Here is a 25,273-nt window from a genome sequence, read left to right on the forward strand (position 1 = left end):
GAAGAAGCCCGCAGCGATATTTTTGATTACATCGAAATGTTTTATAACAGTAAGCGTCGGCATGGTTCAAGCAATCATATGTCACCGACAGAATATGAAAACCAGTATTATCAACGGCTCGGAAGTGTCTAGATTATCCGTGGCGATTCATGATGCATTACAGCCATCATCCATTTAATAGGCTTCTCTGCGTCATGCTGAAGCAGGTTAAACACATGCTCAAAGTCATTGTGATTCATTGGCGTTTTGATGTTGATCACTTCAGCGCTTTTGAATGCAAGCCCATTAAACGGATTCTTTTCAATCCATTCTTTATCGTTCACCATGTAATTAAACCACTGCTGATTTTTATTGTAGTAGCTCTTCTTACTTCCCGGTGCAAAGTCTGAATCATCAAGGTATTGCTTAAAGCCTCTTACGTGATCTTTCGTCACATCCTCTACGTACATCACGCCATTAGTAGCAAGATAGGCCATCAGCTTGTTAGAGCTATTCTTAAAGCCGTTTAAGGTCTTAGGCCGCCAGTCTGATAGGTTAGCGTCTATCCATGCCTGTTTTGCTTCTTCAAAGCCGTGTTTAGTGTTAGCCGCTTGTGCCTGTTCAGCAACGTGCAAAGCCACCGCTGATACTTGCGCCACTGCCGGGATCGGCATAGCCGGATTATTCAGATCGTATCCTGTAGCCGCTAAGGTGGCTCGTAGCTGGTTCATCTTGTCTGCTGTAGTCATGGTGTCACGATATTTCTTGAGCGTCTCAGCCATCGCAGCAAAGCCCCATTCATGCGCGGCGTATTCGATGAACTTCATGGTGAGCAAGGTAGAACGTCTTACTGCTGTGTTGTGATCTTTGGTCAAAAGGGCAATGCTCATGGTGCTACCTACGTAGCGCTTACGCCACGTATAACCGTTTTTAGCTGTGTAGGAAGTGTGCTCAATTTTTGCAGTCATCGTAAGGCCTCATAAAACAAGGGATATAGCTTAACCCTTGCCATTGCTGGATTCTAAGCCCTGCGTGTTGTCCTGATTATGTAGTGGCCTCTTTCGTTGGGAGATCATCGAGGAGTACGGCCCGCTGTTTATGGACGGCGCCTTGATGACGATTAAATGTACCATTATCTGCGTGATCCTCGGGACGTTGTGGGGGTTAACGCTTGGGCTGGGGCGGATGGCGAAGGCCGAACACGGGCCATGGAAATATATTCTGCGTTATCTGGTGCAGTTTCCGGTGCGCTTCTACGTCAGCGCCTTCCGCGGTACGCCGCTGTTTGTGCAGATTATGGTGGTCCACTTTGCGCTGGTGCCGCTGTTTATTAACCCGCGCGACGGCCTGCTGGTCACCAGCGGGATAATGAGCGCCGATTTCGCCCGCGAACTGCGTTCTAACTACGGCGCGTTCCTCTCCTGTATCGTGGCGATTACCCTTAACGCCGGGGCCTACGTGTCGGAGATTTTCCGCGCCGGGATCCAGTCTATCGATAAAGGGCAGATGGAAGCTTCGCGCGCGCTGGGTATGCCGTGGTGGAAAACCATGCGTAAAGTGATCCTGCCGCAGGCGTTTCGCCGCATTCTGCCGCCGCTTGGCAACAACGCTATCGCTATTGTTAAAGACTCATCGCTGGCCTCGGCGATCGGGCTTGCCGATCTGGCCTACGCGGCGCGAACCGTCTCCGGCGCTTACGCCACCTACTGGGAACCCTACCTGACGATCTCGCTGGTCTATTGGGTGATTACCTTCCTGCTGGCGCAGCTGGTTAACCGTCTGGAAAAGAGGTTTGGCAAAAGTGATTCACATTAATAATTTACATAAGCGCTTTGGCGATAGTCACGTGCTGCGCGGCATCAGTTGCGATATTAAACCGCAGGAAGTGGTGTGCATTATCGGGCCCTCCGGCTCGGGCAAAAGCACCTTTTTGCGCTGTATGAATGCGCTGGAAACCGTGAGCGAAGGCGAAGTGGTGGTCAACGGCTTTGCCGCCCATGACCGGACGACCGACCTCAACAAGATGCGTGAAAGTGTTGGCATGGTGTTCCAGCGCTTTAACCTGTTTCCGCATATGACGGTGCTGGAAAACCTGCTGATGGCGCCGATGAATTTGCGCAACATGCCGCGCCAGCAGGCGGTCGACCTGGCGGATGCCTTGCTGGCGAAGGTGGGACTCAGCGATAAGCGTGACGCCTGGCCTTCCAGCCTCTCCGGCGGTCAGCAGCAGCGGGTAGCGATTGCCCGCGCGCTGGCAATGAAGCCATCGATCATGCTGTTTGATGAGCCCACATCAGCGCTGGATCCGGAACTGGTAGGGGATGTGCTGGAAGTGATGAAAAATCTCGCCAGCGAAGGGATGACGATGGTGATCGTGACCCACGAAATGGGCTTTGCCCGCGAAGTGGCCGACCGGGTGATTTTCATCGATCAGGGGGTGATTCAGGAAGAGGGTAAACCGTCGCAGATCTTTAGCGCGCCGACCAATCCGCGCACCGCTGCCTTCCTCAGTAAGGTGCTGTAGCCATAAGCAAAACGGGCAGGTGGATCCCCGCCTGCCCGTTATCAACAACCTCCGCTATTGCGCGGTCTCGGTAGCCTCTTCCATGTCTTCTTCCTGCTCATTGGCGAGCAGCGTTTTTTCATTCTTGCTAAGGCACTGGATTAGCAGGAACAGCACGCCGCTGGCGAACAGGGTGATGATCAAGCCGTCATAGCCGGAGACGCCAATCAGCATGCCGCTGACAATCGGCCCGGCCACGCTACCGGCGGACCAGAAAAAGCCAAACAGGGCGTTAATCATGATGAGCTTTTGCCCGCTAAAGGTTTTCCCCGCTCGCACCAGCGACAGGGTGTAAAGCGCGCCCGCCGCGGCGCCGAGCAGCAGGCAGATAGCCATCAGCTGTACGCGCGAGGCGAGCATAAACGGCAGCGCCAGTAGCGACAGGCTAAAGACAACCGCGCAGATAAGATGCACGCGACGGATGCCGAAGCGGTCGGCAACCCAGCCCAGCGGCGCCTGAAACATGGCGTCGCCGGTGAGGACGACGGTGACCAGCAGTACCGCCATCGTTTCATTTAAACCTTTATCGATGCCGTACAGCGGCAGTAGCGCGAGAATACTGGCGTCGAAGAAGGCAAAGCAGAATACCCCAGAGGCCAGCACCGGCAGAAACGCCCCCAGGCTGCGCCAGCTCGCGCGCTCGGCAAGGCTTTCGCGACTGCCGCGCGGCAGATGACGCAGCATTAGCAGGCAAACGGCGGTAATGGCGACAATGGCCATCAGCGCCGCGTGTTGCCAGGCGGGGCCGACGGAGATAAGCAGCGGGCCGGCGAGCTGGCAGCCGGTAAAGGCCGAGGCATAGATGCCGGTGAGAGTAGCGCGATTACTGCCCGCCGCGCCGCCGGTTATCCAGCTTTCCCCCAATACGATAATGACGCCGGAGGCGAGTCCGGTCAGCAGACGCGGCACCAGCAACAGCGTCATGTCGGTGGTCATGCAGGAGGCGATGGTCGCCAACGCCAGCAGAATCAGGCTAACGCTGAGCAACGCACCCATTTCAAAACGACGGCACAGCGCGGGAGAAAGAAAAGAAGAGAGCATCATTCCAGCGGGCGGCAGCGCGGCCAGCAGGCCGACATAAAGCGGAGCAACTTGCTGCTGCGCCAGCTCGAGGCTGATTAATGGCACCGTATAGCCGGTGATAAATCCCACAAGTGAAGCGGCCATGATCATCGCCAGCGTGGGGGCCAGGCGATTCTGGTCTGGGTTAAACATTGTATTCCCGATAACGGAAGGTTGCAGGTGGATAATCCGGCAAGACGCCGACCAGTCTGCATGATAATTAATCAGCTGACGGAAGTCACCGCTGAAATAGCTACTATTTTTGATATCGATAAAACGATCCGCTGGTGAATAGACAAAAATCATCATCGCTGAAGTTGTCAGCCGCGGGGGCGAAAGGATATAACGAAGGGTGCCGCCTGGAAGCAGCAGGACGGGGACCACTCATTCAGTAATGGAAGGAACAGGACATGGCGGTATCGTCTTCACTGATTGCCGAAGCTATCGGCTGGCGTCGCGATTTTCATGCTCATCCGGAGCTCGGGTACCAGGAGCAGGAGACCTCGCGTCGGGTTGCCGGGCTACTGGCTTCGTTCGGCCTGCAGGTACATGTCGGGCTGGCAGGTACCGGGGTCGTCGCGACGCTTGAGAACGGCCCGGGGCCGGTGATTGGCCTGCGCGCCGATATGGATGCGCTACCGATCGCTGAACAGGGGACGGTGGAATATCGTTCGCGTCGTGCTGGCGTGATGCATGCCTGCGGTCATGACGGCCACACCGCCATGCTGTTGGCTGCCGCCGCGCACCTTGCCCAGACCCGCAACTTTGGCGGCACCGTGCATTTTGTCTTTCAGCCCGCGGAGGAGAACCTCGGCGGCGCGCGCAAAATGGTGGAAGAGGGGTTGTTCGAGCGCTTCCCGATGGACGCCATTTACGCGTTGCACAACTGGCCAGGCTTGCCGCTGGGGCATGTGGCGGTGAATCCCGGGGCAATGATGGCCTCGCTTGATGCCTTCGAGATAACGCTCACCGGTAAAAGCTGCCATGCGGCGATGCCGGAGAGCGGCGCCGACCCTATCGTCGCCGCCGCACAGCTGATTATGGCGCTGCAGACGATTCCGTCACGCCGCCTGTCGCCGCAGGATTCCGCAGTGGTCAGCATTACCCAGATCAACGGCGGTGAGGCGATCAACGTGCTGCCGGACCGCGTGGTGTTGCGCGGGACTTTTCGCTGCCTGAGCAATACGGTGCGCGAGCGGGTAAAAAACCTCATTGAGCAGTACGTGCATACGCAGCCGCAGGTTTCCGACGTTGACGGTCAGATTGCGTGGTATCCGGGCTATCCGGTGACCAAAAATGATGCGCAACAGGCGCTGAAGGTGCGCGAGGTGGCGCAGGCCGAGCTCGGCGAAGCCGCGGTGCGCTGGCAGATCAATCCTTCCATGGCGTCGGAGGATTTTGCCTGCATGCTGGAAGTGTGTCCCGGCGCCTATTTCTGGATAGGGACAGACGGCGAAACGCCCTCCAGGCCGCTACACAATGCCAGCTACGATTTTAACGACGATCTGCTGGCGCCCGGCGTGGCGCTGTGGACGGCGCTGGTGGAATCACTGCTGCCTGCCGGGCAGGGCTAAGTTTTCGTGTGCCGCGGAAAGCGCGGGTGAACGGTCTCCGGGGGCCAACAAAGAAATGATAAATAAAATATTGGTCAGTGCCTGCCTGATGGGCCTTAAAGTCCGTTATAACGGAAAAGAGAAAGCGCAGATGACCCATCAACTTGCTCGCTGGCAACGGGAGCAGCGCCTGGTAATCCACTGTCCTGAGCTGGCTGCCGGGCTACCTGTTCCGCGACCACCTGCCGAGATCGTGTCGGCTGATGGGAGAGACGTAATGAGTGGACAAGCCAGAATAATTGAAAATACGGGAAGGGATGTTACGCCGCATTATCAACTGGGAGCCTGGCTGGCTCTGCGAGCAGCACAAGAAGCAGGTTGTACCGCCGCATTGTTAACTGATGGTAGTCCTACGTGCGGCAGTCAGTTTATCTATAATGGTTCTTTCAGTAATCAGCGTAAATCGGGTATGGGAGTGGCGGCGTCACTGCTCAGTGAGCATGGCATCGCGGTATTTTCAGAAGCTCAGTTTGCGGAGCTTGTGAGCTGGATAGAAGAACGGGAATGAGCGGTTCCCCAGGGTTAACGTCGAACTGTATGAGGTTCACACCTCGACATAGCCGACGTTAAAGCCTTATGAAACTCTTGCGGTTTAAAAGCACTGGGGGAGTTTCACTCAGCTAAATAACCACCATCGATGGGATAAACGCCGCCGGTACAGAACGCCGCATTTTCTGACAGCAAAAACAGTATGAAGTCTGCTATTTCCCGCATTTTTGCCATCCTCTTCATAGGGTGGCTATTGGCGAAACTACGTACGATATTGTCAGGAAATTCACTCATTCGTGGCGTTTGGACATAGCCCGGAGCGACGGCATTGATTCGAATGCCTTGCGTTGCAAACTCTAATGCTGCGGTTTGGGTCAAACCGATGATACCGTGTTTAGCCACGGTGTAGGGCGCTAATCCTGGAATACCAACCAGACCATTGACTGCAGATAAATTAACGATAGAGCCGCCAAACTTCATCATTGCAGGTATTTCGTATTTTAGGCAGTAAAAAACGCCGCTCAATGAAGTGGCAATAACTTTGTCCCAGTTTTCAACCGTCTGTTCTGTTATATTTTTACCATGCTCACCTGTTATGCCCGCATTATTTACAGCATAATCAAGTCTGCCGAAATGTTTGATCACTTCAGCAATCATTTTCTGTACTTGTTCAGGTTGCGACACATCGCATCCGATCCCCAGCGCCTGTTGCCCCTGTGAAGATAATTGTTTCGCTTTTTTGATGGCCTGCTCTGGCGAGCGGGAGACAATAACGACCTTAGCACCATGTTGGTGTAATTGCTCTGCGACTGCCTCACCTATCCCTGTCGTGCTTCCTGTGATGACAGCAACTTTATTCTGGAAATTCATCATTCCCCCTATGATGTAGAATTGAGTTTTGCATCAGAGGGAGTATACAAAATAGCTGTGACAGTTTTTGTCAGTACTCTTTCTCCTCGGCGATCCCTTCTTTTATTCTCCATTTTTTCAATAAAGCCATCCGGCTTTCCCTGTATATAGAGTCCAGTTGTGCCATCTCTGCAATTTTGTCAGTTCTAAAATGACGAAAATCATTTCTCATCTCACACCATGCGACCAAAAGCCAACATGACTGCATATATGCCAATCCGATGGGCCATATAACACGAGAAGAGTCAGTGCCTTTCTTGTCACAATATTTTATTTGGACTCTCTTTTGCTTTTTAATAGCATCGCGAATGTCTTTGAAAAAGACCTCATTACTTTCTGAAGGGCCGATTAAATAAGATTGGCTTTCGATAAGGCTTTTTAATTCGTCGGGGATGACGGCGTGTATTTTAGCAAGCGCATTCCTTGCTGTGTTTTTGAAATCATCATCTGTGTTATGAGATACCCAATTTAGCCCAAGGGTAATAGCATTGATTTCTTCATGCGAAAAATTTAAGGGTGGCAAATGAAAGTCAGACTTAACGATATAACCCATTCCGGCCCCACCTTCAATGCGCACCCCTTGATGCTGCAGCGTTTTTATATCTCTATAAAGTGAACGTACGCTTATCCCTAATCTTTCTGAGAGCGTGGATGCCGTGATGGGATATCTTTGCGCTCTTAATATCTGTAGTAACTCGAGAAGCCTCTCTGTTCTGGTCATTTGATAAGTCCATTCTGATACAGCGAAAAAATCTTAAACCTAAAGTTTCCCGTTCATGCGCAGCGCATCAACAACGAGTGAGAAGGCTGGGGAAGGCTGTTTGCGGCTAGGATAATAAAGATAGTAGCCCGGAAAAGGATGACACCAGGACTCAAGCACGCGTACGAGACGACCTTCTCTGATGTGTGAGCCGAATTCCTCTTCAGGTAAAAAGGCGATGCCTAACCCTGCCAGGGCGGCGTCGACAACATGATCCGACGTGTTAAACGTCAACTGTCCATTAACCCGGACCTTCAACTCTCCTCCCTCGTGATCGAATTCCCAGACATAAATCCCGCCGGAGCGGACCATGCGCATATTAATACACTGATGCTGCGTCAGATCATGAGGCGTTTTCGGCACCGGGTATCGTGCGAAATAATCTGGCGAGGCGGCTGCTGCCATGCGCAGTTTCGGGCCGATTGGCATCGCTATCATATCTTTATCAATCGTATCGCCAAGCCGCACGCCCGCATCAAACCGATCCGCCACGATATCCCGGAATCCGTGATTAGCATCGAACTCAATATGAATATCCGGATATTCGCGGAGCAGCGGCGCCAGCTTGGGCAGCAGAGTCGTTTTCAGCACGTTCGGCCCGCAGGTGATGCGGACGATTCCTGCAGGCTTGTCCCGCAGTTCAGTCAGCATGTCCAGCTCAGCCTCTATCTCATCAATACGCTGGCCCACCGATTGCAACAGGCGTTCCCCGGCCGCCGTCGGGGACACACTGCGGGTGGTCCGCGTCAGCAGGCGGATTTGCATTCGCTCTTCCAGCCCGGAAATCGCCTGGCTCAGCGCAGGCTGGGTCACGCCAAGCTGCGCGGCGGCACGCGTGAAGCTGCCTTCCCGCGCCACGGTGACGAAAGAGAGTAAATCGTTGAGGTTGCGTCTTGCCATATTGGTTTCCGGGCTATTTATAAATTTTACTTATAAGGCTGTTAAGCATTCATTAGCTAGTTTCACCGCTGCCTATTGGTAACAATAATGCGATGAAAAAGTCAACGCTAAACGAGATGGAAAATGCTCACCGTAAGACGTCCCTGCTGATGCTCCTCTCTGCCGGGCTCAGGGCTGCGGATTGAGCCGTCGCGCCTTCCATATCCATCGTTCTCTTTAACTCACGCGCTTATCCCCCACGTCGCCGTTTCAGAAGGGGAAGGGCATTCCATTATCAACGGAAAAGAAAGGCTAAATGCGTAATCAGAAAACTGAAACCAAAAACCAGAACGGAGCAAGTGAAAAACAACAGGCGCACTGGGGCGGCGTGTTTGCTATGACGCTGTGCGTCTTCGCCCTGATCGCCTCCGAGTTTATGCCGGTCAGCCTCCTGACATCGATGGCGCAGTCCCTAAACGTCACCGAAGGCATGGCCGGGCAGGGGATCGCTATTTCCGGCGCGTTTGCGGTGGTGACTAGCCTGTTTATTTCCCGACTGGCAGGCACGCTTAACCGGAAAAACCTGCTGCTTGGCCTGACGTGCATCATGGCACTTTCGGGGGGCGTCATTGCGATGGCACCTAATTACCTGACCTATATGACCGGCCGGGCCCTGATTGGCATCGTGGTCGGCGGGTTCTGGTCGATGTCGGCGGCGACAGCGATGCGTCTGGTGCCGGTGCACCGTGTTCCGCTGGCCCTGGCCATTTTTAACAGCGGCAATGCGCTGGCAACCGTTGTGGCCGCGCCTCTGGGCAGCTGGCTGGGTTCCGTCATCGGCTGGCGGGGAGCCTTTTTCTGCCTGTTACCCGTCGCCATCGTCGCGTTTATCTGGCAATTGCTCAGCCTGCCTTCCATGCAGGTTACCCGCCAGCCAGCGGGGGCCGGCAACGTCTTTGCACTGTTACGCCGTCGGGTGGTCATGCTGGGCATGCTCGGTGTGGGGATCTTCTTTATGGGGCAGTTCACGCTCTTTACCTATATCCGGCCTTTCCTTGAGACGGTCACGAAGGTGGACGCCTCAGCGGTGACTCTCATCCTGCTGGTCATCGGGAGCGCGGGTTTCATCGGCACCACGCTGATTGGCCGGGTATTGAAGCGCGGATTCTACCCGACGCTAATGGCCATTCCTGTGCTGATGGCGACCGTCGCGCTGGCCCTGATCGCGTTTGGCAGCCAGGCGGCCATCGTGACGGCCTTGCTCGGGCTGTGGGGGTTTATTTCAACTGCCGCGCCCGTGGGATGGTGGGCATGGGTTCCACGCACGTTCCCGCAGAATGCCGAAGCGGGCGGCGGGCTGATGGTGGCGATGGTGCAGTTGTCCATTGCGCTGGGATCCACCGTGGGGGGCGTGCTGTTCGACCATCATGGCTACCAGAGCACCTTTCTGGCTAGCGCCGCGATGTTGATTATCGCAACCGTACTGATTTTCCTGACCTCACGTGCAGACGCCTCTGCCGAGGGTCTTTCATCACACTCGTCCTGACAAGGAAACTATCATGAATAAATTTGCGTTAGCCCTGGGAATGTTCATTAGCGCATTTGCCGCCTCGGCGGCGGATATGTCCAGAGGCGCTGATAACTTTTATAAAAGCGAAAAAGTGACGCAGCAGAAAGTCACTTTTAAAAATCAGTATCAAATGAACGTGGTCGGCAATCTGTTTATCCCGAAAACGATGAATCAGAACGCCAAAAACCCGGCGATCGTCGTTGGCCATCCAATGGGCGCGGTTAAGGAACAAAGCGCAAACCTGTATGCGCAGAAGCTGGCGGAGCAGGGGTTTGTTACGCTGGCGATCGATCTCTCGTTCTGGGGGGAAAGCGAAGGCAAGCCGGGGCACCTGATTTCACCAGAAATCTACGCGGATGATTTCAGTGCGGCGGTGGATTACCTCAGTACACAATCGTTTATTGATCCAGAAAATATCGGCGTGCTGGGCATCTGCGGCAGCGGAAGTTTTGTCATCAGCGCCGCGAAAATTGACCCGCGTATGAAAGCTATCGCCACCGTCAGCATGTATGACATGGGAGCCGCGTTTCGTAACGGCCTTAACCACTCCCAGACTCTGGAACAGCGTAAGGCCTTTATCCAGTCGGCCATTGAGCAGCGGTTTGCCGAGTTCAAAGGAGGAGAGAAAGCATACATTCCGGGCACGGTGAATAAGCTGGATGCTTCCACGCCGGAAATTCAGCGCGAGTTCTTTGATTTCTACCGTACCGAACGCGGCGGTTATACCCCGCAGGGCGAGAAAGAGGAACTGACGACAAAACCGATGCTGAGCAGTATCGGTAAGTTTATGAACTTCTATCCATTTAACGATATTGAAACCATTTCGCCGCGTCCGATGCTCTTTATTACCGGTGACCAGGCCCATTCAAAAGAGTTCAGCGAGGACGCCTTTAAACGCGCCGGTCAGCCTAAAGAGCTGTATGTCGTTCCGGGGGCAGGGCACGTCGATCTGTATGACCGCACTGACGTGATCCCTTTCGACAAGCTGACGGACTTTTTCCGCAACAACCTGAAATAACGCGTGGTAATGGGTTGTATCAACAGCTACCGGCCTTCGGGTCGGTAGTGGGGCGTAATTTGATCAAAAGGACAAAATGCTGCCGCATCACTGAGAGTTGAAATGTCTGTGTAGCGCCACAGGCGGACGCTGCAATATATTCCGCTTTCGGCATGAATCGGACTGAGGTAACGTAGCGGAAATATTTTTCTGGACTCAATCACGATGCCTTCCATCGAAACGTTTATAACTTTCCTTCTCGCGCTGACGCTGCTGGAGATTTCTCCTGGGCCAGACATGATGCTGACTATCGCCAGAGGTGTCGGTCAGGGAAGACGTATTGCGCTGCTTACGGTCCTGGGCAATGTATTTGTAGCAGGTTTTGTGCAAGTTTCTTTTCTTGTCCTCGGGCTGGTAACCGTTGTTCATGCCTGGCCGGTTGCGCTGGATCTGTTACGGTGGGTCGGTGCGGCTTATCTGATGTGGCTGGGCATAAAAATGATTGCGACTTCAGGTACTGATACGCGGCTGCGAAAAACGGCAAAAATTTCTGACTGGAATGCCGTTAAGGAAGGCGCTCTGAACAGCCTGACTAACCCAAAATCCCTGCTGTTCATGTTTGCTTTTCTTCCTCAATTTGTTGATCCCGCAGCGGGTCCAGTTTGGCTGCAATTGCTTGTCCTTGGCAGTATCCAAAAGCTGGCAGGAATCGTGTCTCTGGGGTCAGTCGCGATGGCATCAGGCACATTTGGTAACTGGCTAGGTAAACACCCTGGCGTTATCAAATGGCAGGAACGATTTACAGGTGTTGTCATGATTGGCCTGGGTATCCGCATGTTGTTTAGCGGGTCCGGCATAGTATCAAAATCTATCCGTTAGGTTATACAGAACCGGTAAATCCTGTGTCCGCTTCTCGCTCAGACAGGATTTTAAATTCAGTTGGTTGGTTCGCTTTGTACCAGGAGCGGAAGTTGAAGATAAGGAGCAAGAAAGAAGTTAGGAGGAATTTTTTGAAGAAAATTCCCCCAGTATGAGTTCTGAAGAAAAAAAAACAGTGCATACTTTGAGCAAAACATTCTTAGGATACCGAACTTCATCTGCATGGATTTTTTGACGTGATTGATTTCATAAATTTTAACGACCGCTATAAACAACTCAGAACTTTATTACCACTTGCTAAAAATGTAGCTGAATATTTGATAGCAGGACTAAACATTCGCATCTTTGAACCCGCAAGCGCAGTTGAGGATGTTCTTATCGTTTACCACGGTGGTGGAGTCAACTCAAATGCTGGTTACGATATCCTTGCTCATCAGATAAGTCATCGTGGAGCTATTTGTACATGCCTCATAGATATCCGTGGACACGGGAACTCATTGGGTAACAAAGGTAGCGTTTCTAATCCGGAGCAGGTCTGGCAGGATATCGACACTGTTCTTGCACATGTTCGCGTAAAGTTCCCCTGGGCCAGAGTTCACTTGCTTGGCCATTCAAGCGGAGGGGGGATGTTGATCAATTATTTTACTCGCTTCACCCCCTCTCAACAAAGTGACAGCCTGATTTTACTTGCGCCTGAGTTTGGGCCTTTTGCGCCAGCTAAAATTTGCAGAAGAACAATGGTTCCATTCGCGTCGGTGAGCAAGTGGCCTTTCGTACTAAATGCGCTCAGTTTGGGATTACTATGCGGTAACCGTTATGCAGTGACTCTTAATTTTCCCAATGAGGTTATGCTATTAAGACCTGAATTTGTTCAGCGATACAGCGTGAATATGGCGAATGCTTTGACGCCGCGTCAACCTGCAAGGCAAATTGCAGCATTGCCATTACCTGTAACTGTTCTGATAGCTGAAAAGGATGAGCTATTTGATGCAAGACAAATGTCAGAGTTTGTAGAAGGATGTGGTAACCCGAATTTACATAGTAGAATTATTGAGCACAGTAAGCATTTAGACTGCATCTTTTATATTAGTGAAGAAATTCTTCAACATTTGAATAGATGTACGTCAAATTAAAGCATATCTTAAGTATTTAGTTCTGCTCAATACGTACTGATCATTATTGAAAACTATTCCCGTGTCCGCTTCTCGCTCATAGCGGACCTTAACGCTACTTATCTTGTCTGCCTTGTGCAGCAAGAAAAGAGTTATATAGACATATTTCATATCACACGCAGCAACAGATTTAACGTTCAGGTTCAGCAGATTAACTAAACATCACAGGTAAATACTCAAATCTGAGAATGCATGTCCGCCCCGCTTTTTCAGCTGTCTTTATCGACGGCAAATTTTCCGGAATGATAGTCCCTATCATTAGGCAGGGTTCCCGGCTGGAGCGTTGAAGATGGTTACAAAGCAGGCGCTGAGCCCGGGAGGCCAGAGAGCGTCCGCGAAAGGCAGGAAGGATTACCTCTTCAGAAATCCTGTGGCCACTTAAAAAAGCGACGCCTCCTTTTTCGCAAATTATTAGTCCGACGCGCACTCCTTCTTCATAAACAATATGTGCAACGCCTTCTGAAATATAATCACTGAGTTCTTCGTCATCGACAGAGCACAGATTGCCTCTTAAGGCTGGGATAGCTGACAACGAATTCTGATAGGCATCCATGAGCGCCTTTCGACACCATTCAAAATCGGCGTGTTTAGCCAGCCTCAGGGTTACTGTGTCATCCTGATATTCTGAGGCACCTGACAGGCAGGATGCATAGATGAATTGATCTGTTATACCCTGATTTTTATGATGGCCGGGCGTGAGAATTCGAATGTACAGCGGCTTTAGCTGCGCCCACTCTTGGCAAACGTATTTGAGTACAGAACAATCTATACTGGAGTCTGAAGCGACAATGTCAATGAAAGGGCTATTGATATCGCCCCCACGGTAACGCGGACCAGTAAGAAAATGCTGTCCATCAATATTAAGTTTTCGCTGTAAAAAATACTCCTGTGGCAAGCCAGTTTCTTTCCACGGGAACCTTGCTGAAAAGGTGCTATCCACACAGTATTTTTCCTGCTCAGAAATCCATTTTTCAAGCCAGCTATGGAGAATATCCTGTGGTACGGGCAGTTGAGCATACTGAGAAAGCATGAATTCTAGCATCATATTTGTCTGGCATAATTCCATGGTTCAGCTGAGGCTACACAGATTGCACTACCTTTCGCTCAAATAGCAAGCAGCTTTCGGAACTAAAGAATCCACTTCTGGTCTATGGCGCGTTGCGCCGCTAAAGTTCTGTCCGCTTCGTGCCAAAAGCGGAAGTTAACTACGGATAAAATTCAGCGCCCCACACCCAGAGCCGCTGCATAACGGCAATAAGCTACACTTGTTCATTATTTCCACAACAGAAAAGCCTTCCGCTGCTTCAACGGTGTGTGTTTGACATCGCGCAGTTGGGACATTTTGATCAACAACGAGCATGGCCAGCTAACAATGAAATTGATACTTGTTCGACACGCAGAAACAGAGTGGAATTGGGAAGGAATTATTCAGGGGCACAGCGATAGCTCCTTGACCTGTCGGGGTTTGCGTGAAACATCCCTCCTACTAGCAGCGTTTAGTGCAAGTGAGTATCAAATAGAGCGTGTTTACGCTTCTCCGCTTGGGCGTGCCTGGCAAATGGGGCAAAGCCTGGCTGAACACTTTCATTGTTCACTGACGGCTGAACCGGCCCTTAAAGAGCAGGCCTTTGGTCAGTTTGAAGGTATGCCGTTAGAACTACTCAGACAAAAACATCCAAACTATGCAAATGCATTATTCAGGCTTGATGCAGAGTATTGTCCACCAGGGGGGGAGTCACTGGCGCATGCTTCTCAGCGAGTTATGCGTTTTTTACAAAACCTGGAAGATACCTCATCACATCAACAAACAATATGTATTGTGTCTCACGGGCATGTCAGTCAGGGCACTCTGGCAATTCTTAAAGAAGGGACTGTCAATAGTTTCCCTCGCTATGCTCATCCCAATGCAAGTTATTCTGTTATCGACCTGATTAATGGAAAATGTATTGGCCTAAAGTGGGGGATTGCTACACATTTACGTCACCTGAATTAGTGGCTACCTTCCAGGCATTGAAAACCCATCCTGCCAGAGTCATCATTATTTAAGCACAATGTTCACTCCTCGCTGTGAGTTCAACGGGTCGATGCAACGCTATCCTTAATCAAGGGGGGACGTTGCTATGAAACGAAGAACTCGGATTAACTTACCCGCGTTGTGCCGGGAGTGCGCATCGCAAACTCATGCTCTTCTGATGACGTAGGTACTTAAAATGATTGTCCAGCTATTGAAACCTGACTTTTTCACACTGACACAATCAATGATTCCAGCCTAATTTAGGTAATGGCATAATCAGGCTGGCGAAAGTGAGGGTGAAATGGATAAAACAGCGAAAAATCAGATAGTAGATAGCGACATTGCACAGTTATTACTAAAGCACAGGAAAGCTCGTAACTGGACGGTAACGGAACTTGCTCAACGCTCAGGCGTCAGCCAGGCGATGATTAGTAAGATTGAACGAGGCGTGTCAAGTCCCAGCGCGACTATCCTTAGTCGTTTAGCCAACGCCATGAATATTACGCTATCAAAACTTTTCGCCGAGCTTGAGCAACATCAGAATTCGCTGGTTCGTTTCGCTCACCAGCAGCAGCATTGGACAGATGAACAATCAGGCATTATTCGTTGGACATTGTCCCCGGCGGGCGCCAGCCCGGAACTGATAAAAGTTGAAATCCCTGCACTGGGTCAACTGACGATCCCCGCTTCCGCTATTGAGCATCTTTGTGGGCAAACACTTTGGATGCTGAGCGGCAACCTTGATTTTAGGATCAATCATCAGACTCATCATTTGCAAGCGGGTGATTGTCTTGCTCTTACCTTTGCAGGCGAGTGCCAAATGACTAACCCGGATAGCGAACAGAACTGTACATACATCGTTGCGTTTAGCCAAAAAAACAGATGATATTTCCCCTGCTAAACGGTTAGACGCCATTCCCTTTACGCAGGTGCAGCAGGGGATAAGGTCTTCCCTGACTATCCTGCCCGGAGCGTCCTGAAACCTGAAAGCCCATATGGTGATAAAACCCGACAGCCTGTTGGTTTTGTTCATTGACGTCGACGCTTAAATCAGGATGAAGAGCAAGGGCATGGGATATCAACTGTTTTCCGACGCCAAGCCCGCGAGCAGCAGCATCTACGAACAGGGCCTCCAGGTGACCATCATGTAAGAACATAAATCCGAGTGGCTGGTCTTCATCATTTGTGGCTACCCATACAGGAGTTTCCGAAAAAAAGCCGACCACCTCTTTTTCGATCTCTTGCCGGTCGTGTGCTGACAGAAAATCATGCGTAGCATCGACAGAACTTTTCCAAATTTGGATGATGTCTTCCGCTTCAGAAGGTCGTGACATTCTGATTTTTATCATCTTTTTTTCCTTAAAATGGACATGTTTTTGGGTAATTACCTACAAAATGAATTCACGTAATTTACTATGGTATAATTAAATTCACAATAGTGAAGGTGTCGTCAAGTCTATCGTTGCTAGACTCACTTTCAGGTGCAGAATGCCACGACCGGCGCTGGCCTGATAGCGCTCGAACTGGCGTACAAGCCGTTCGAGCACCACGATTTATTGTGGAAAGCCGCGATGAGTTCCGATTTATTGTTGTGGAGCTCACCCTATGCATGTCCTTAAGGTCACATTCACTGCTCAGGCTATGAAGCAGACTCGCTAGAAGATAGTCGAGTAAGGGGCAATGGATAAGGCCTTTCAGGCCGATGCGTTCTACTACTCAGAAATCTTTTTTACGGAAGCTATCGCGGATGGCGTCCCCCATCAGACAGGTCAGGTTCATCCAGGTAGGCTCGACTGCGAAATTCGCCATGTTTCCAGCCATATTGTCGAACGCTCGCTTGTTGGTGTACAGCATGTGCCCTGGTGACATAAACTTTGCCTCCATGATCGATTTCTCAACGTTCTCGTAATTGAGTAGGTTGCCAAAGTTGCCGCGACCAGAAACGAACGTCTTGCCTGCCTCATTTCCACCCCAGGTCAGATAGGGGTTGAGAAAAATGAAGGACGGCATGCTGTTGATGGCGACCGCACCATATTCCAGGTCAGACACCGCCTGCTCAAGTAATTTCTGATGGGCCTTTCTGGTGTCCTCATCGATAAGTATCGCACTGGCGAGCGTGCCCAGGAGCTGGGTGTTGGCGAACTTGACGGCGCCGGGGAGGAAGTGCGCGGCAGTGGCTGGCAGGTCAAGCGGCACCTCAGCGAGCACCAGGCTGAACGCTTCATGTGAAGTGGCGTAGCCACCGGGCTCAACGTCTGTTAGTAATATGACATCGGTATGCGGATACTTGCCGCCCTCGGGGCTTAGTACTTCCGCATCGGGATAGGCCTGTCGAAAACCATCCACGACCTTGTCGGCGCCGGGGTAGTACATACCCATGGCCGGAGTAGTCTCCGAGATAGCGACCCGCAGCGCGTCGAGGAATTCCTTGCGCTGCGGCCAGAGCTTGCTTGTCACCAGAGTTTGGGGACGACCGCAGTTCGCGCCACCATTGAACTTTGCCATGGTGGCTATCTGCACTGCCTGGTGTTCAATTTCCTTCTTTGTCCATGGCCGGTCGCCCGGCACGATGATGCATGGGTTATTACCGCCGCATTCGGAGATCAGCGGCGTCTCTGTCGCTGACATGATAGCCTCGGCCGTTGCGGTTCCACCAGTAAAGTAGATCCTGGAGAGGCGGGGGTCTACTGTCAGATCTTGTCCCCGATCGGCATCGCAGAAGCTCAGAACGCGCCGATCAATCAGCGGCTGCATGATCTTTGCCCAAATCCTGTCGGTTTCTTCGTTCAGGTGATGCGGTTTGTGTACGATCGCACAGTTCTCGAAGAAGATCGCTTTCAACACCTCGAGCGCTGAGCTGTAGTTACCGGCACCCAGCACGGCAATAATACCCGCGGGCTTTTCCATCGGATTGATTTGTTTCGGTGCGCCTTTCACACGAATGCGACTCTTCTGATCCGCGTACATCAACTTGTCTTTCCGCTCCTGCGGAAAGACATAAATGTCGTAGAGATCCTCACTCACTTTTTCCACGCTCAGCGGCTGTGGCATCTTGCCGTCGAGAATGGATTCATAAAGGATGATGGCTGCCGAGACGGTACTCGCCATAGGAACGACGGTAGCAACCTTAGACATTGGGTATGAAAAAAGAGGCGCCCCGAGGATGCCATTCTTCATCTTGCTGTCGGCGAAGGCGAGGTCATCACCGTACTTCTTCAGGTTTGCACGGATTTCCTCCAGCAGACGCAAACGTTCTGCGGGAGATGTTGTGGTCCATTTTTGGGGATCCAGTTGGTCGATAGCTTCGGTAGCATTCATGGGGATTTCTCTATTGTTCAGATTGGACCGCCAGGACAGGTGGAACGTGTCCTGGCTGGTGTGATGTTTACATCTCACTATAGGAAGCAAGCCACGACAACGCTCTGGCAATCCGCGCCAATTTTAATGCGAGAGATGCCAGCACAGGGAGTTGAGTCGCGGATGTTACAGATTGGCGCAACGTGCAGTCATTGTGGCGCGGTTTGACGGGGGTTAAGCGCACGACTGCTCTATACTCTGAGCGTCGGTTGAATGAGCAATAGTGACGGAGTTCTGAAGGTGCAAAACAAAACTTTTCCCATGGATATTGGCTGGCTGGCAATACTGAAGGACTTAGGTGTTCAGCCTGGCCATGTATTACGTCGGGCCGGCCTTCCAGACGATTTACTCTCCCGTACAAGACAGGGGCTTTCTGGCGAAGACTATTTTCGTTTCTGGCGCGCTTTAGAGGCTGAGGCAAGTGATGCCATGTTTCCCTTACGCCTCGTCGAGACTCTCTCGGCTGATTCTTTCAACCCACCACTGTTCGCTGCCCTGTGCAGCGCGAATCTGGTACAGGCTTTGCAGCGCCTCGCCAAATACAAGCAACTGGTGGCGCCCATGAGCCTGGAAGTCAATACGGGTGACGCAGGCGAGCTGGTCGTGACGCCTCGCTGGTTGTCGATACAAACCGAGGTACCTTACTCGCTGCAAGTGGCCGAGATTGCGTTTTTCGTGCGACTAGCCAGACTGGCTACCCGTGAGCACATTAAGGCGCATCGCGTTATCCTGCCGCAACTTCCGTCCAGTCGTTATCTCCGGCGTTACGAGAATTTCTTCGGCGTACCTGTGCAAAAGGGAGAGTATCCAGTTATCGCTTTCGCCGCTGTGGATGCTTTGCGTCCATTCCTGACGGTCAACGAAAGCATGTTTCACGCGTTCGAACCCGATCTTCGCCGACGGCTCAGTGAACTTGATTCGACGGCGTCGACGGCGGAACGCGTGCGTGCTGTCTTACTGGAGCTGTTGCCTGGTAACGCGGCTACCATTGAGAAGGCCGCGGAACGACTGGGCTTGAGTAAGCGTACGCTTCAACGTCGGCTTGAGGAGGAGGGGGAAAACTTTCGCGCCCTGGTCAATATGGTGCGGGAGAGCCTTGCCCGACACTACCTGGCAAATACCACGATGTCCGGCGCAGAGATCGCTTTCCTCCTTGGATTCGAAGATCCCAATTCCTTTTATCGCGCATTCCAGGGGTGGACTGGAAAAACACCTGACAGCGTCCGTCATGCCATGCGCTTGAATTGAGGAAAACACACCATGTCTAAACTTACCGAACAGGAGAAAACCCTGTTTGCCGGCGTCACAGGACGGGGGGGGCGGCTTCATACTTCAGTCCCTGCTGGCAGCTCCCTGAGCGGTACAAAAGATTTTCAGCTGTCCTGCCAAAGAAGACCTATTTTTATGTCAATCCGGTCAACGTCAGATATCAGGGAGAAGCTAAGCCTCTCCCTGAATTCACCCTCAGGCGTTAGCTGCCGCCTTTAACCGCGCCTTCATCAGGCTATAGGTCGTCCACGCGTACCGTTCCGCCCAGTCCTGGTCGGCAATAGCCTCTACCTTCACCGCGCAGTACTTGGTTTCCGGGGTTTTCGAGATAGGATCCAGATTATCCTGGGTCAGCTCGTTACAGGCGCCAACCCACCACTGGTAGGTCATATACACCGCGCCGGGGTTGATTCGCTCGCTGAGATCGGCGCGAGTCATCACTTTGCCGCGCCGCGAACTCACCCATACCAGCTGACGATCGGCGATACCTGCCCGCTCGGCATCGGCAGGGTGCATCTGGATCCGGCCAGGTTCGTCCGCCAGCGACTGCAGCGCCGCGCAGTTGCCGGTCATTGAACGGCAGGAGTAATGGCCGACTTCGCGCACCGTGCAGAGCACCAGCGGGAAATCATCGTCCGGCGTTTCCGCCGGCGCGCGCCACGGCGCGGCGAACAGTTGCCCTTTGCCCGATGGAGTATCAAAGTGATTATCCTGATACAACCATGGCGTACCGGGGTGATCGAGCGTTGGGCACGGCCACTGCACGTGGCCCATGTCGCCCATTTTCTCCCAGGTTACGCCGTAGAACAGCGGACAGAGTTCGCGCATTTCATCCCAGATTTGCTGGTTACTGGCGTAATGCATTGGATAGCCCATCTCGCTGGCCAGCAGGCTGATAATTTCCCAATCGCGTTTCACGTTACCTGTGGGCGGAATAGCCTGTTCGAAACGCTGGAAGCCGCGGTCGGCGCAGGTAAAGACGCCGCCGTGCTCGCCCCAGGACGTCGCCGGCAGCAGCACGTCAGCCACTTCCGCCGTTTTGGTCATAAAAATATCCTGCACTACCACAAAATCCAGCGCTTCCATCCCTTTGCGTACCAGACCCAGATCGGCCTCGGTTTGCAGCGGATCCTCGCCCATGATGTAGTAGGCTTTGATTTCTCCCGCCAGCGCTTTATGCGGGACTTCGGTGATACGGGTGCCGATTTGCGTATCCATCAGCGCCGGATCGATGCCCCAGGCATTGGCGAATTTGGCGCGCACCGCGGCGTCGGTGACGTCCTGATAGCCCGGGAACTGGTTGGGTAACACCCCCATATCGCAGGCGCCCTGAACGTTATTTTGTCCACGGACCGGGCCGACGCCGACGTTAGCCCGCCCGAGGTTGCCGGTCAGCAGCGCGAGGCTGGCGAGACCGCGGACGACATCAACCGCCTGGCCAAACTGGGTTACGCCCATTCCCCACATAATGGTGGCGGAAGGGGCGGCGGCGAAGGTGCGCATCGCCCGGCGAATGGCCAGCGCCGGGACGCCGACCAGCGCTTCCACGGCTTCGGGAGAGTAGTCTTTCACCGCCTCACGATAGGCCTCAAGCCCTTCGGTATAACGCTCAACGTAATCGTGATTGTAGAGATCTTCTTCCAGCAGGACATAGGCGAAGGCGTTGACCAGCGCCATATTGCTGCCGTTGTTGAGCTGCAGATGCTGGTCGGCGATGCGGGCGGTTTCAATGCGCCGCGGATCGCAGACGATGATTTTCGCGCCGTTGTCGCGGGCTCTCAATACCCTTCGCGCCACGATAGGGTGAGAATCGGCGCAGTTATAGCCAAAGACCAGCAGACATTTTGAGTTCTCAATATCGCTTATCGAGTTGCTCATCGCGCCATTGCCGAGCGAAGCCTGCAGCCCGGCGACCGACGGCCCGTGGCAAACGCGGGCGCAGCAGTCGACGTTATTGGTATTGAGTACCGCACGGGCGAATTTCTGCATCACGTAATTGGTTTCATTCCCCGTGCCGCGGGACGAACCGGTGGTCATGATGGCGCGCGGGCCATATTTGGCCTTGATCTCGCGGAGCTTAGCGGCGGTGTAGCGAATCGCTTCTTCCCAACTGACCGGAGTGAACGGGCCGCCTTTCTGATAACGAATCATCGGCTGCTTCAGGCGAGGCGTGAGAAGCTGCGTGTCATTGAGGAAATCCCAGCCGTAGTAGCCTTTCAGACATAGCTGGTTTTGATTGGTGACGCCGTCGGCGGCCTCGGCGCGAATGATTTTATCATTTTCGACAACCAATTTGAGTTTACAACCCGCCCCGCAATAGGGGCACACGCTGGTAATTTTATTCATCAGTAACAGACCTGTTAACAGTGAAGATAGGGCGATAGCGCGCCGGGCCCGGCAGGCTACCGTCAGCAAACGCGCGACGTCGATCGTCGTGCGATGCAAATCGATTGCATAATGCGTGCCAAAGTGAAGATAGCGCTGATGACGCGGGATGAAGGTGATGAAGACGCGGGAAAATCATGGATGTCGTCATAAGTGACGATGACGCGGGACGCTGTGGCTGACGATCGCCCCGCGGGGATTGAGGTTAAGCGTTGACTTCCATGTTCTGCTGCAGTTGATTCAACGTCTCCTGCGACATCCCGGCCTGCCGCGCGGCGGCGCAGATCGCCTGCCAGCTACTGGCATCGAGCGGAATACCGTTTGCCAGCCGCTGCTGACGATTGGCCGCTTCCCACTCACCCGGCGCCAGAATAGGTGTATCGGCATCGTGCGGCGACTGTTTACACCAGTCGATAAAGGCCTCGGTTTCGCGCTGCATCTGCGGCGCATCGAAGGCTTCCGGGCTGAGAATAATGGTAGTCATGCAGTTGAAGATGGCGTCGACGCAGCCCTGCAGGCTATCCTGGTGGGTCGTTTGTCCGCCCGAGACCGCACCGCCGAGCACCTCGCACAGCGTCGCCAGGGCATAGCCTTTGTGTTGGGCAAAGGTGAGCAGGGCGCCAAGCGGCGAGGTCTGCATCACCGCCGGATCGGTGGTCGGTTCGCCGCGAGAGTCAATCAATGAGCCGGCAGGCACCGCTTCGCCTTTATGCCATGCGACGCGGGTTTTGCCAAAAGCGATGGCGCTGGTGGCGTAATCGAGCAGCAGCGGCGGGTGGCCTTCACGCGGGAAGACCACGCAGAGCGGGTTGGTGCCGAAGCGGCTATCTTTGCCACGAAATGGCGCCACCATCGGATCGCCGACGACGCTAACGAAATGAATGGATATTAACCCCTGCGCGGCGCACTGTTCCGCCCAGTAACCGATGCGCCCGATATGGTGAGCATTGCGCAGCGCTACCGCGGCCAGGCCGTGCTGTTTGGCTTTTTCAATCCCCAACTGCATGGCTTCATGGGCAACGACCTGACCGAAGCCGGCGTTACCGTCAAGGGTGACGACGGCGCCGGCGTCTTTCATCACGCTGGCATGGCGGTTAAGCTGTAAAAATCCTTCGCTATGGGATTTTACGTAACTCGGGATCATGCCGACGCCGTGCGAATCGTGTCCGGCAAGGTTGGCGGCGATCAGGTGGTCTGCGACCAGCGCGGCTTCGGTTGGTGTACTGCCCAGCTGCGTGAACAGGGTGGTGACGAAGTGGTGCAGCTCCGTGGGGCGAAAGCGATGTCCTGTAGGCACGAATAGTCTCCTCGATGTATGTTGTTGTTTTGTTGCGTTTGCCATTCCATGCTGCGCCGCAAGGCGCAGAAGATCAAGGCGATAAATATCTCTCACTGAATAGGGAGATTATTGGCATGGTTCATTTTGACGAAACCGCCCGGCAAAATGGTGTTGAATGTAATATGAGGTGAATATGTAAAAGGTTCATCTATTATTATCAGGGAAAAATTAAATATTGCTTTGAATAGCGTTATGTGATGGTTCTTTATTTGAGCAATTTTATTGTGATGGAGCGATAAAAGAGGTATTGTATTGATTCCGTTCAGTTGATGTAATAAATACCAAGCCTGATAGAGTAATGGAATACATGTATAACATTTGTGGATAGAAATGATTTTTATAATGTTAGGCAAACATTATTGAGAACATCTAAAGTGAAAGTACCGGGTTCTCGATCGGGTTTATTGGCTTATGGTTACGTAGATGTTCAGGGGAGCCGAGACTATGCCAGTTGTGAAGTACATTAAGAATTCATTACTATTTGCGGTATGTTTTCTTTTTGCCTTATGGCTCAGCAGCTATGGTAAACCTCTAAATGGCATCACGCTTTGGGTGATAGATCATACCTGGTGCCTGTTTAACTCCCGTCTCAGTCAACCATATGAATCAGGAGCAGATCCCATTTCTTTTATTACCATCCTGGTAATGGCGCTGCTGTATGCGCTGCTCCTGTTTTTCTTTATTCGAATGGTCCTGAAGAAATGCAAATAAAAGGCTTTGCCATTGGCGGTAATCGCTTCGTGACGCTGCGGCATTAATCTGTGACCTCGCTCGCTGTTTTCTCTATTCGCTGAATAAACTCCATAAACACCACTTTTTAAACTACGCCACTGTCACAAAAGCCATAAAAATCCTTCCCCCAGCGTTGCAGAGGGGGTTGTAGCACTATATGTTAAATTTGTGTTTAATTATTGATGCTTAAGGGTTGATTTTATGTATAAGAAAATCGGCGGTTTAGTGGTTTCACTGACGACAGTCTTCTCGTACTCCGCGCTGGCGGAGGTGCCGCAGGGCTACCCGGCAGATTATCAAAAAGTCGTTGATGCCGGGGTGAAAGAGGGCAAAGTCGTGGTTTATTCCACAACGGACACCAAAGCGGCAGGGCCGTTAATTAAAGGCTTTGAAGCGCAATATCCTGGGATTAAAGTTGAATATAACGATATGAACAGCACCGAGCTGTACAACCGTTATATTAGTGAACAAGCTGCCGGCGGCGGGAGCGGCGACGTGGTGTGGAGCTCTTCCATGGACACGGCGCTGAAATTAGCCACTGATTATGCGCAAGAGTATGCTTCACCAGAAGTCGGCAAGCTGCCGAAATGGGCGGTCTGGCAGCAAAAAGCCTACGGCACAACCTATGAGCCGGTGGTCTTTATCTATAACAAACGGCTGATCCCACAAAATGAAGTGCCGGATTCACATACCGCATTGGCCAAACTTATCGCCGGGCAGGCTGATAAATTTAAAGGCAAAGTCACCACCTACGATATCGAGAAATCGGGGCTTGGTTTTATGCTGGCGGTGCAGGATAGCAAGGCTGACGGCAATTACTTTGCCGACCTGGCGAATATCGCCAAAGGCGGCCTGACGGTGCAATCCTCTACCGGCACCATGATGGAGCGCGTCTCCTCCGGTGAAAACCTGATCGGCTATAACATCCTGGGATCCTATGCCGAAGCGCGCGCTAAAACCGACCCGTCATTAGGCATCGCCTATCCGAAAGACTACGTGCTGGTGCTGTCCCGCGTCTCATTTATCACCGCGGAAGCAGGGCATCCTAATGCGGCGAAACTGTGGTTCGACTATGTACTGTCGGAAAAAGGGCAAACGATTCTTGCCTCTCAGGGCGATATCCCGTCAATTCGCAACGACATTGAAGGTAAAAATGATATCGACGGGATGACCAAATTACTGGGCAATGCGCTGAAGCCGATTCCGGTGGATGAAAGCCTGCTGCAATATCTGCAACCCAAACAGCGTCTGGAATTTATTAAGCAATGGCGCGCCGCTGCTGCGAAATAAAGTAATTACCTGTGA

General features: G+C 52.5%; 24 protein-coding genes. 14 read left to right on the top strand and 10 right to left on the bottom strand.

All coding sequences use genetic code 11. The features are described from left to right. Positions 1-132, top strand: a 132-nt coding sequence (locus AC2CGP_RS00005; RefSeq protein ID WP_484502314.1) for an IS3 family transposase, incomplete at its 5' end; no start/stop codon positions are given. Here the strand turns inward: AC2CGP_RS00005 and AC2CGP_RS00010 are convergent. Beyond that, positions 129-947: a phage integrase SAM-like domain-containing protein gene (locus tag AC2CGP_RS00010; protein ID WP_213759698.1), complete on the bottom strand. Its 819-nt coding sequence runs from the start codon at positions 945-947 to the stop codon at positions 129-131. The two genes, AC2CGP_RS00005 and AC2CGP_RS00010, sit on opposite strands and share 4 nt — an antisense overlap. Positions 948-1,077: 130 nt before the next feature. Between AC2CGP_RS00010 and AC2CGP_RS00015 the strand changes: the two genes are divergently transcribed. Then, positions 1,078-1,794, top strand: a complete 717-nt coding sequence (locus tag AC2CGP_RS00015; protein ID WP_126027474.1) for an amino acid ABC transporter permease — start codon at positions 1,078-1,080, stop codon at positions 1,792-1,794. Continuing rightward, positions 1,781-2,503 carry an amino acid ABC transporter ATP-binding protein gene (locus tag AC2CGP_RS00020; RefSeq protein ID WP_047740733.1) on the top strand — a complete coding sequence of 241 codons (723 nt, stop codon included), beginning with the start codon at positions 1,781-1,783 and terminating at the stop codon, positions 2,501-2,503. The genes AC2CGP_RS00015 and AC2CGP_RS00020 overlap by 14 nt, the downstream gene beginning before the upstream one ends. Before the next feature lie 54 nt (positions 2,504-2,557). Here the strand turns inward: AC2CGP_RS00020 and AC2CGP_RS00025 are convergent, their stop codons facing one another. After that, positions 2,558-3,757, bottom strand: coding sequence for an MFS transporter (locus AC2CGP_RS00025; RefSeq protein WP_026612337.1), 1,200 nt, complete (start codon positions 3,755-3,757; stop codon positions 2,558-2,560). A 257-nt stretch (positions 3,758-4,014) separates the two neighbouring features. Between AC2CGP_RS00025 and AC2CGP_RS00030 the strand changes: the two genes are divergently transcribed. Both AC2CGP_RS00030 and AC2CGP_RS00035 read left to right on the top strand, forming a co-directional pair. Then, positions 4,015-5,178, top strand: coding sequence for a M20 aminoacylase family protein (locus AC2CGP_RS00030; RefSeq protein WP_015366979.1), 1,164 nt, complete (start codon positions 4,015-4,017; stop codon positions 5,176-5,178). A gap of 55 nt (positions 5,179-5,233) precedes the next feature. Next, positions 5,234-5,725 (top strand): 2-thiouracil desulfurase family protein, encoded by a 492-nt coding sequence (locus AC2CGP_RS00035; protein WP_015705161.1) that lies wholly within the window; start codon positions 5,234-5,236, stop codon positions 5,723-5,725. Positions 5,726-5,829: 104 nt separating this feature from the next. Here the strand turns inward: AC2CGP_RS00035 and AC2CGP_RS00040 are convergent, their stop codons facing one another. The 3 genes from AC2CGP_RS00040 to AC2CGP_RS00050 all read right to left on the bottom strand — a co-directional run bounded on the left by AC2CGP_RS00040 (position 5,830) and on the right by AC2CGP_RS00050 (position 8,275). Further along, positions 5,830-6,576, bottom strand: coding sequence for an SDR family NAD(P)-dependent oxidoreductase (locus AC2CGP_RS00040; protein ID WP_015705162.1), 747 nt, complete (start codon positions 6,574-6,576; stop codon positions 5,830-5,832). A 70-nt stretch (positions 6,577-6,646) separates the two neighbouring features. Beyond that, the gene (locus AC2CGP_RS00045; RefSeq protein ID WP_015705163.1) at positions 6,647-7,336 is read right to left on the bottom strand and encodes a helix-turn-helix transcriptional regulator; all 690 of its coding nucleotides are present in this window, start codon (positions 7,334-7,336) and stop codon (positions 6,647-6,649) included. Between the two features lie 39 nt (positions 7,337-7,375). Continuing rightward, positions 7,376-8,275: a LysR family transcriptional regulator gene (locus AC2CGP_RS00050; RefSeq protein ID WP_100279862.1), complete on the bottom strand. Its 900-nt coding sequence runs from the start codon at positions 8,273-8,275 to the stop codon at positions 7,376-7,378. A gap of 295 nt (positions 8,276-8,570) precedes the next feature. Here AC2CGP_RS00050 and AC2CGP_RS00055 point away from each other — a divergent pair, with 295 nt between their 5' ends. From AC2CGP_RS00055 to AC2CGP_RS00070, 4 genes are all read left to right on the top strand, one after another. Continuing rightward, the gene (locus tag AC2CGP_RS00055; RefSeq protein WP_045361216.1) at positions 8,571-9,800 is read left to right on the top strand and encodes an MFS transporter; all 1,230 of its coding nucleotides are present in this window, start codon (positions 8,571-8,573) and stop codon (positions 9,798-9,800) included. A gap of 13 nt (positions 9,801-9,813) precedes the next feature. After that, a complete protein-coding gene (locus AC2CGP_RS00060; protein ID WP_047036654.1) occupies positions 9,814-10,842 on the top strand; it encodes an alpha/beta hydrolase in 1,029 nt (342 codons plus the stop codon). A 204-nt stretch (positions 10,843-11,046) separates the two neighbouring features. Next, complete coding sequence (locus tag AC2CGP_RS00065) at positions 11,047-11,700, top strand: LysE family translocator (RefSeq protein ID WP_015366973.1); 654 nt, start codon at positions 11,047-11,049, stop codon at positions 11,698-11,700. Positions 11,701-11,936: 236 nt separating this feature from the next. After that, positions 11,937-12,833 (top strand): alpha/beta fold hydrolase, encoded by an 897-nt coding sequence (locus tag AC2CGP_RS00070; RefSeq protein ID WP_047066577.1) that lies wholly within the window; start codon positions 11,937-11,939, stop codon positions 12,831-12,833. Positions 12,834-13,023: 190 nt separating this feature from the next. Here AC2CGP_RS00070 and AC2CGP_RS00075 read toward each other — a convergent pair whose 3' ends face one another. Next, complete coding sequence (locus tag AC2CGP_RS00075; RefSeq protein WP_045361265.1) at positions 13,024-13,914, bottom strand: GNAT family N-acetyltransferase; 891 nt, start codon at positions 13,912-13,914, stop codon at positions 13,024-13,026. Positions 13,915-14,244: 330 nt separating this feature from the next. Between AC2CGP_RS00075 and AC2CGP_RS00080 the strand changes: the two genes are divergently transcribed. Next, positions 14,245-14,865, top strand: a complete 621-nt coding sequence (locus AC2CGP_RS00080; RefSeq protein ID WP_101739697.1) for a histidine phosphatase family protein — start codon at positions 14,245-14,247, stop codon at positions 14,863-14,865. Positions 14,866-15,187: 322 nt separating this feature from the next. Next, positions 15,188-15,772, top strand: coding sequence for a helix-turn-helix domain-containing protein (locus AC2CGP_RS00085; RefSeq protein WP_117025648.1), 585 nt, complete (start codon positions 15,188-15,190; stop codon positions 15,770-15,772). Positions 15,773-15,791: 19 nt separating this feature from the next. Here the strand turns inward: AC2CGP_RS00085 and AC2CGP_RS00090 are convergent, their stop codons facing one another. Both AC2CGP_RS00090 and AC2CGP_RS00095 read right to left on the bottom strand, forming a co-directional pair. Further along, complete coding sequence (locus AC2CGP_RS00090) at positions 15,792-16,235, bottom strand: acetyltransferase (protein WP_047036659.1); 444 nt, start codon at positions 16,233-16,235, stop codon at positions 15,792-15,794. 367 nt (positions 16,236-16,602) lie between these two features. Further along, a complete protein-coding gene (locus tag AC2CGP_RS00095; protein ID WP_020079038.1) occupies positions 16,603-18,204 on the bottom strand; it encodes an aldehyde dehydrogenase family protein in 1,602 nt (533 codons plus the stop codon). Positions 18,205-18,483: 279 nt separating this feature from the next. On the opposite strand from AC2CGP_RS00095, the gene AC2CGP_RS00100 reads away from it, so the two are divergent. Further along, entirely contained in the window at positions 18,484-19,491 is a 1,008-nt protein-coding gene (locus AC2CGP_RS00100; protein WP_072259371.1) for an AraC family transcriptional regulator, read from the top strand. Between the two features lie 216 nt (positions 19,492-19,707). Here AC2CGP_RS00100 and fdhF read toward each other — a convergent pair whose 3' ends face one another. Both fdhF and AC2CGP_RS00110 read right to left on the bottom strand, forming a co-directional pair. After that, entirely contained in the window at positions 19,708-21,858 is a 2,151-nt protein-coding gene (gene fdhF / locus AC2CGP_RS00105; protein WP_015705180.1) for a formate dehydrogenase subunit alpha, read from the bottom strand. 244 nt (positions 21,859-22,102) lie between these two features. Then, positions 22,103-23,194: a malate/lactate/ureidoglycolate dehydrogenase gene (locus tag AC2CGP_RS00110; RefSeq protein WP_015705181.1), complete on the bottom strand. Its 1,092-nt coding sequence runs from the start codon at positions 23,192-23,194 to the stop codon at positions 22,103-22,105. A gap of 486 nt (positions 23,195-23,680) precedes the next feature. Here AC2CGP_RS00110 and AC2CGP_RS00115 point away from each other — a divergent pair, with 486 nt between their 5' ends. Continuing rightward, positions 23,681-23,947 (top strand): hypothetical protein, encoded by a 267-nt coding sequence (locus tag AC2CGP_RS00115; RefSeq protein WP_020079035.1) that lies wholly within the window; start codon positions 23,681-23,683, stop codon positions 23,945-23,947. 222 nt (positions 23,948-24,169) lie between these two features. Continuing rightward, the gene (locus AC2CGP_RS00120; protein ID WP_020079034.1) at positions 24,170-25,258 is read left to right on the top strand and encodes an ABC transporter substrate-binding protein; all 1,089 of its coding nucleotides are present in this window, start codon (positions 24,170-24,172) and stop codon (positions 25,256-25,258) included. Positions 25,259-25,273: the final 15 nt, after the last annotated feature.

This window comes from Klebsiella sp. SYXHC3 (assembly GCF_057196925.1).

Coding starts and splice junctions, on each gene's coding strand:
- AC2CGP_RS00010 (WP_213759698.1), bottom strand. CDS start 947: ATGACTGCAAAAATTGAGCACACTTCCTACACAGCTAAAAACGGTTAT.
- AC2CGP_RS00015 (WP_126027474.1), top strand. CDS start 1,078: ATGGACGGCGCCTTGATGACGATTAAATGTACCATTATCTGCGTGATC.
- AC2CGP_RS00025 (WP_026612337.1), bottom strand. CDS start 3,757: ATGTTTAACCCAGACCAGAATCGCCTGGCCCCCACGCTGGCGATGATC.
- AC2CGP_RS00030 (WP_015366979.1), top strand. CDS start 4,015: ATGGCGGTATCGTCTTCACTGATTGCCGAAGCTATCGGCTGGCGTCGC.
- AC2CGP_RS00035 (WP_015705161.1), top strand. CDS start 5,234: ATGATAAATAAAATATTGGTCAGTGCCTGCCTGATGGGCCTTAAAGTC.
- AC2CGP_RS00040 (WP_015705162.1), bottom strand. CDS start 6,576: ATGAATTTCCAGAATAAAGTTGCTGTCATCACAGGAAGCACGACAGGG.
- AC2CGP_RS00045 (WP_015705163.1), bottom strand. CDS start 7,336: ATGACCAGAACAGAGAGGCTTCTCGAGTTACTACAGATATTAAGAGCG.
- AC2CGP_RS00050 (WP_100279862.1), bottom strand. CDS start 8,275: ATGGCAAGACGCAACCTCAACGATTTACTCTCTTTCGTCACCGTGGCG.
- AC2CGP_RS00055 (WP_045361216.1), top strand. CDS start 8,571: ATGCGTAATCAGAAAACTGAAACCAAAAACCAGAACGGAGCAAGTGAA.
- AC2CGP_RS00060 (WP_047036654.1), top strand. CDS start 9,814: ATGAATAAATTTGCGTTAGCCCTGGGAATGTTCATTAGCGCATTTGCC.
- AC2CGP_RS00065 (WP_015366973.1), top strand. CDS start 11,047: ATGCCTTCCATCGAAACGTTTATAACTTTCCTTCTCGCGCTGACGCTG.
- AC2CGP_RS00075 (WP_045361265.1), bottom strand. CDS start 13,914: ATGCTAGAATTCATGCTTTCTCAGTATGCTCAACTGCCCGTACCACAG.
- AC2CGP_RS00080 (WP_101739697.1), top strand. CDS start 14,245: ATGAAATTGATACTTGTTCGACACGCAGAAACAGAGTGGAATTGGGAA.
- AC2CGP_RS00085 (WP_117025648.1), top strand. CDS start 15,188: ATGGATAAAACAGCGAAAAATCAGATAGTAGATAGCGACATTGCACAG.
- AC2CGP_RS00090 (WP_047036659.1), bottom strand. CDS start 16,235: ATGATAAAAATCAGAATGTCACGACCTTCTGAAGCGGAAGACATCATC.
- AC2CGP_RS00095 (WP_020079038.1), bottom strand. CDS start 18,204: ATGAATGCTACCGAAGCTATCGACCAACTGGATCCCCAAAAATGGACC.
- fdhF (WP_015705180.1), bottom strand. CDS start 21,858: ATGAATAAAATTACCAGCGTGTGCCCCTATTGCGGGGCGGGTTGTAAA.
- AC2CGP_RS00115 (WP_020079035.1), top strand. CDS start 23,681: ATGCCAGTTGTGAAGTACATTAAGAATTCATTACTATTTGCGGTATGT.
- AC2CGP_RS00120 (WP_020079034.1), top strand. CDS start 24,170: ATGTATAAGAAAATCGGCGGTTTAGTGGTTTCACTGACGACAGTCTTC.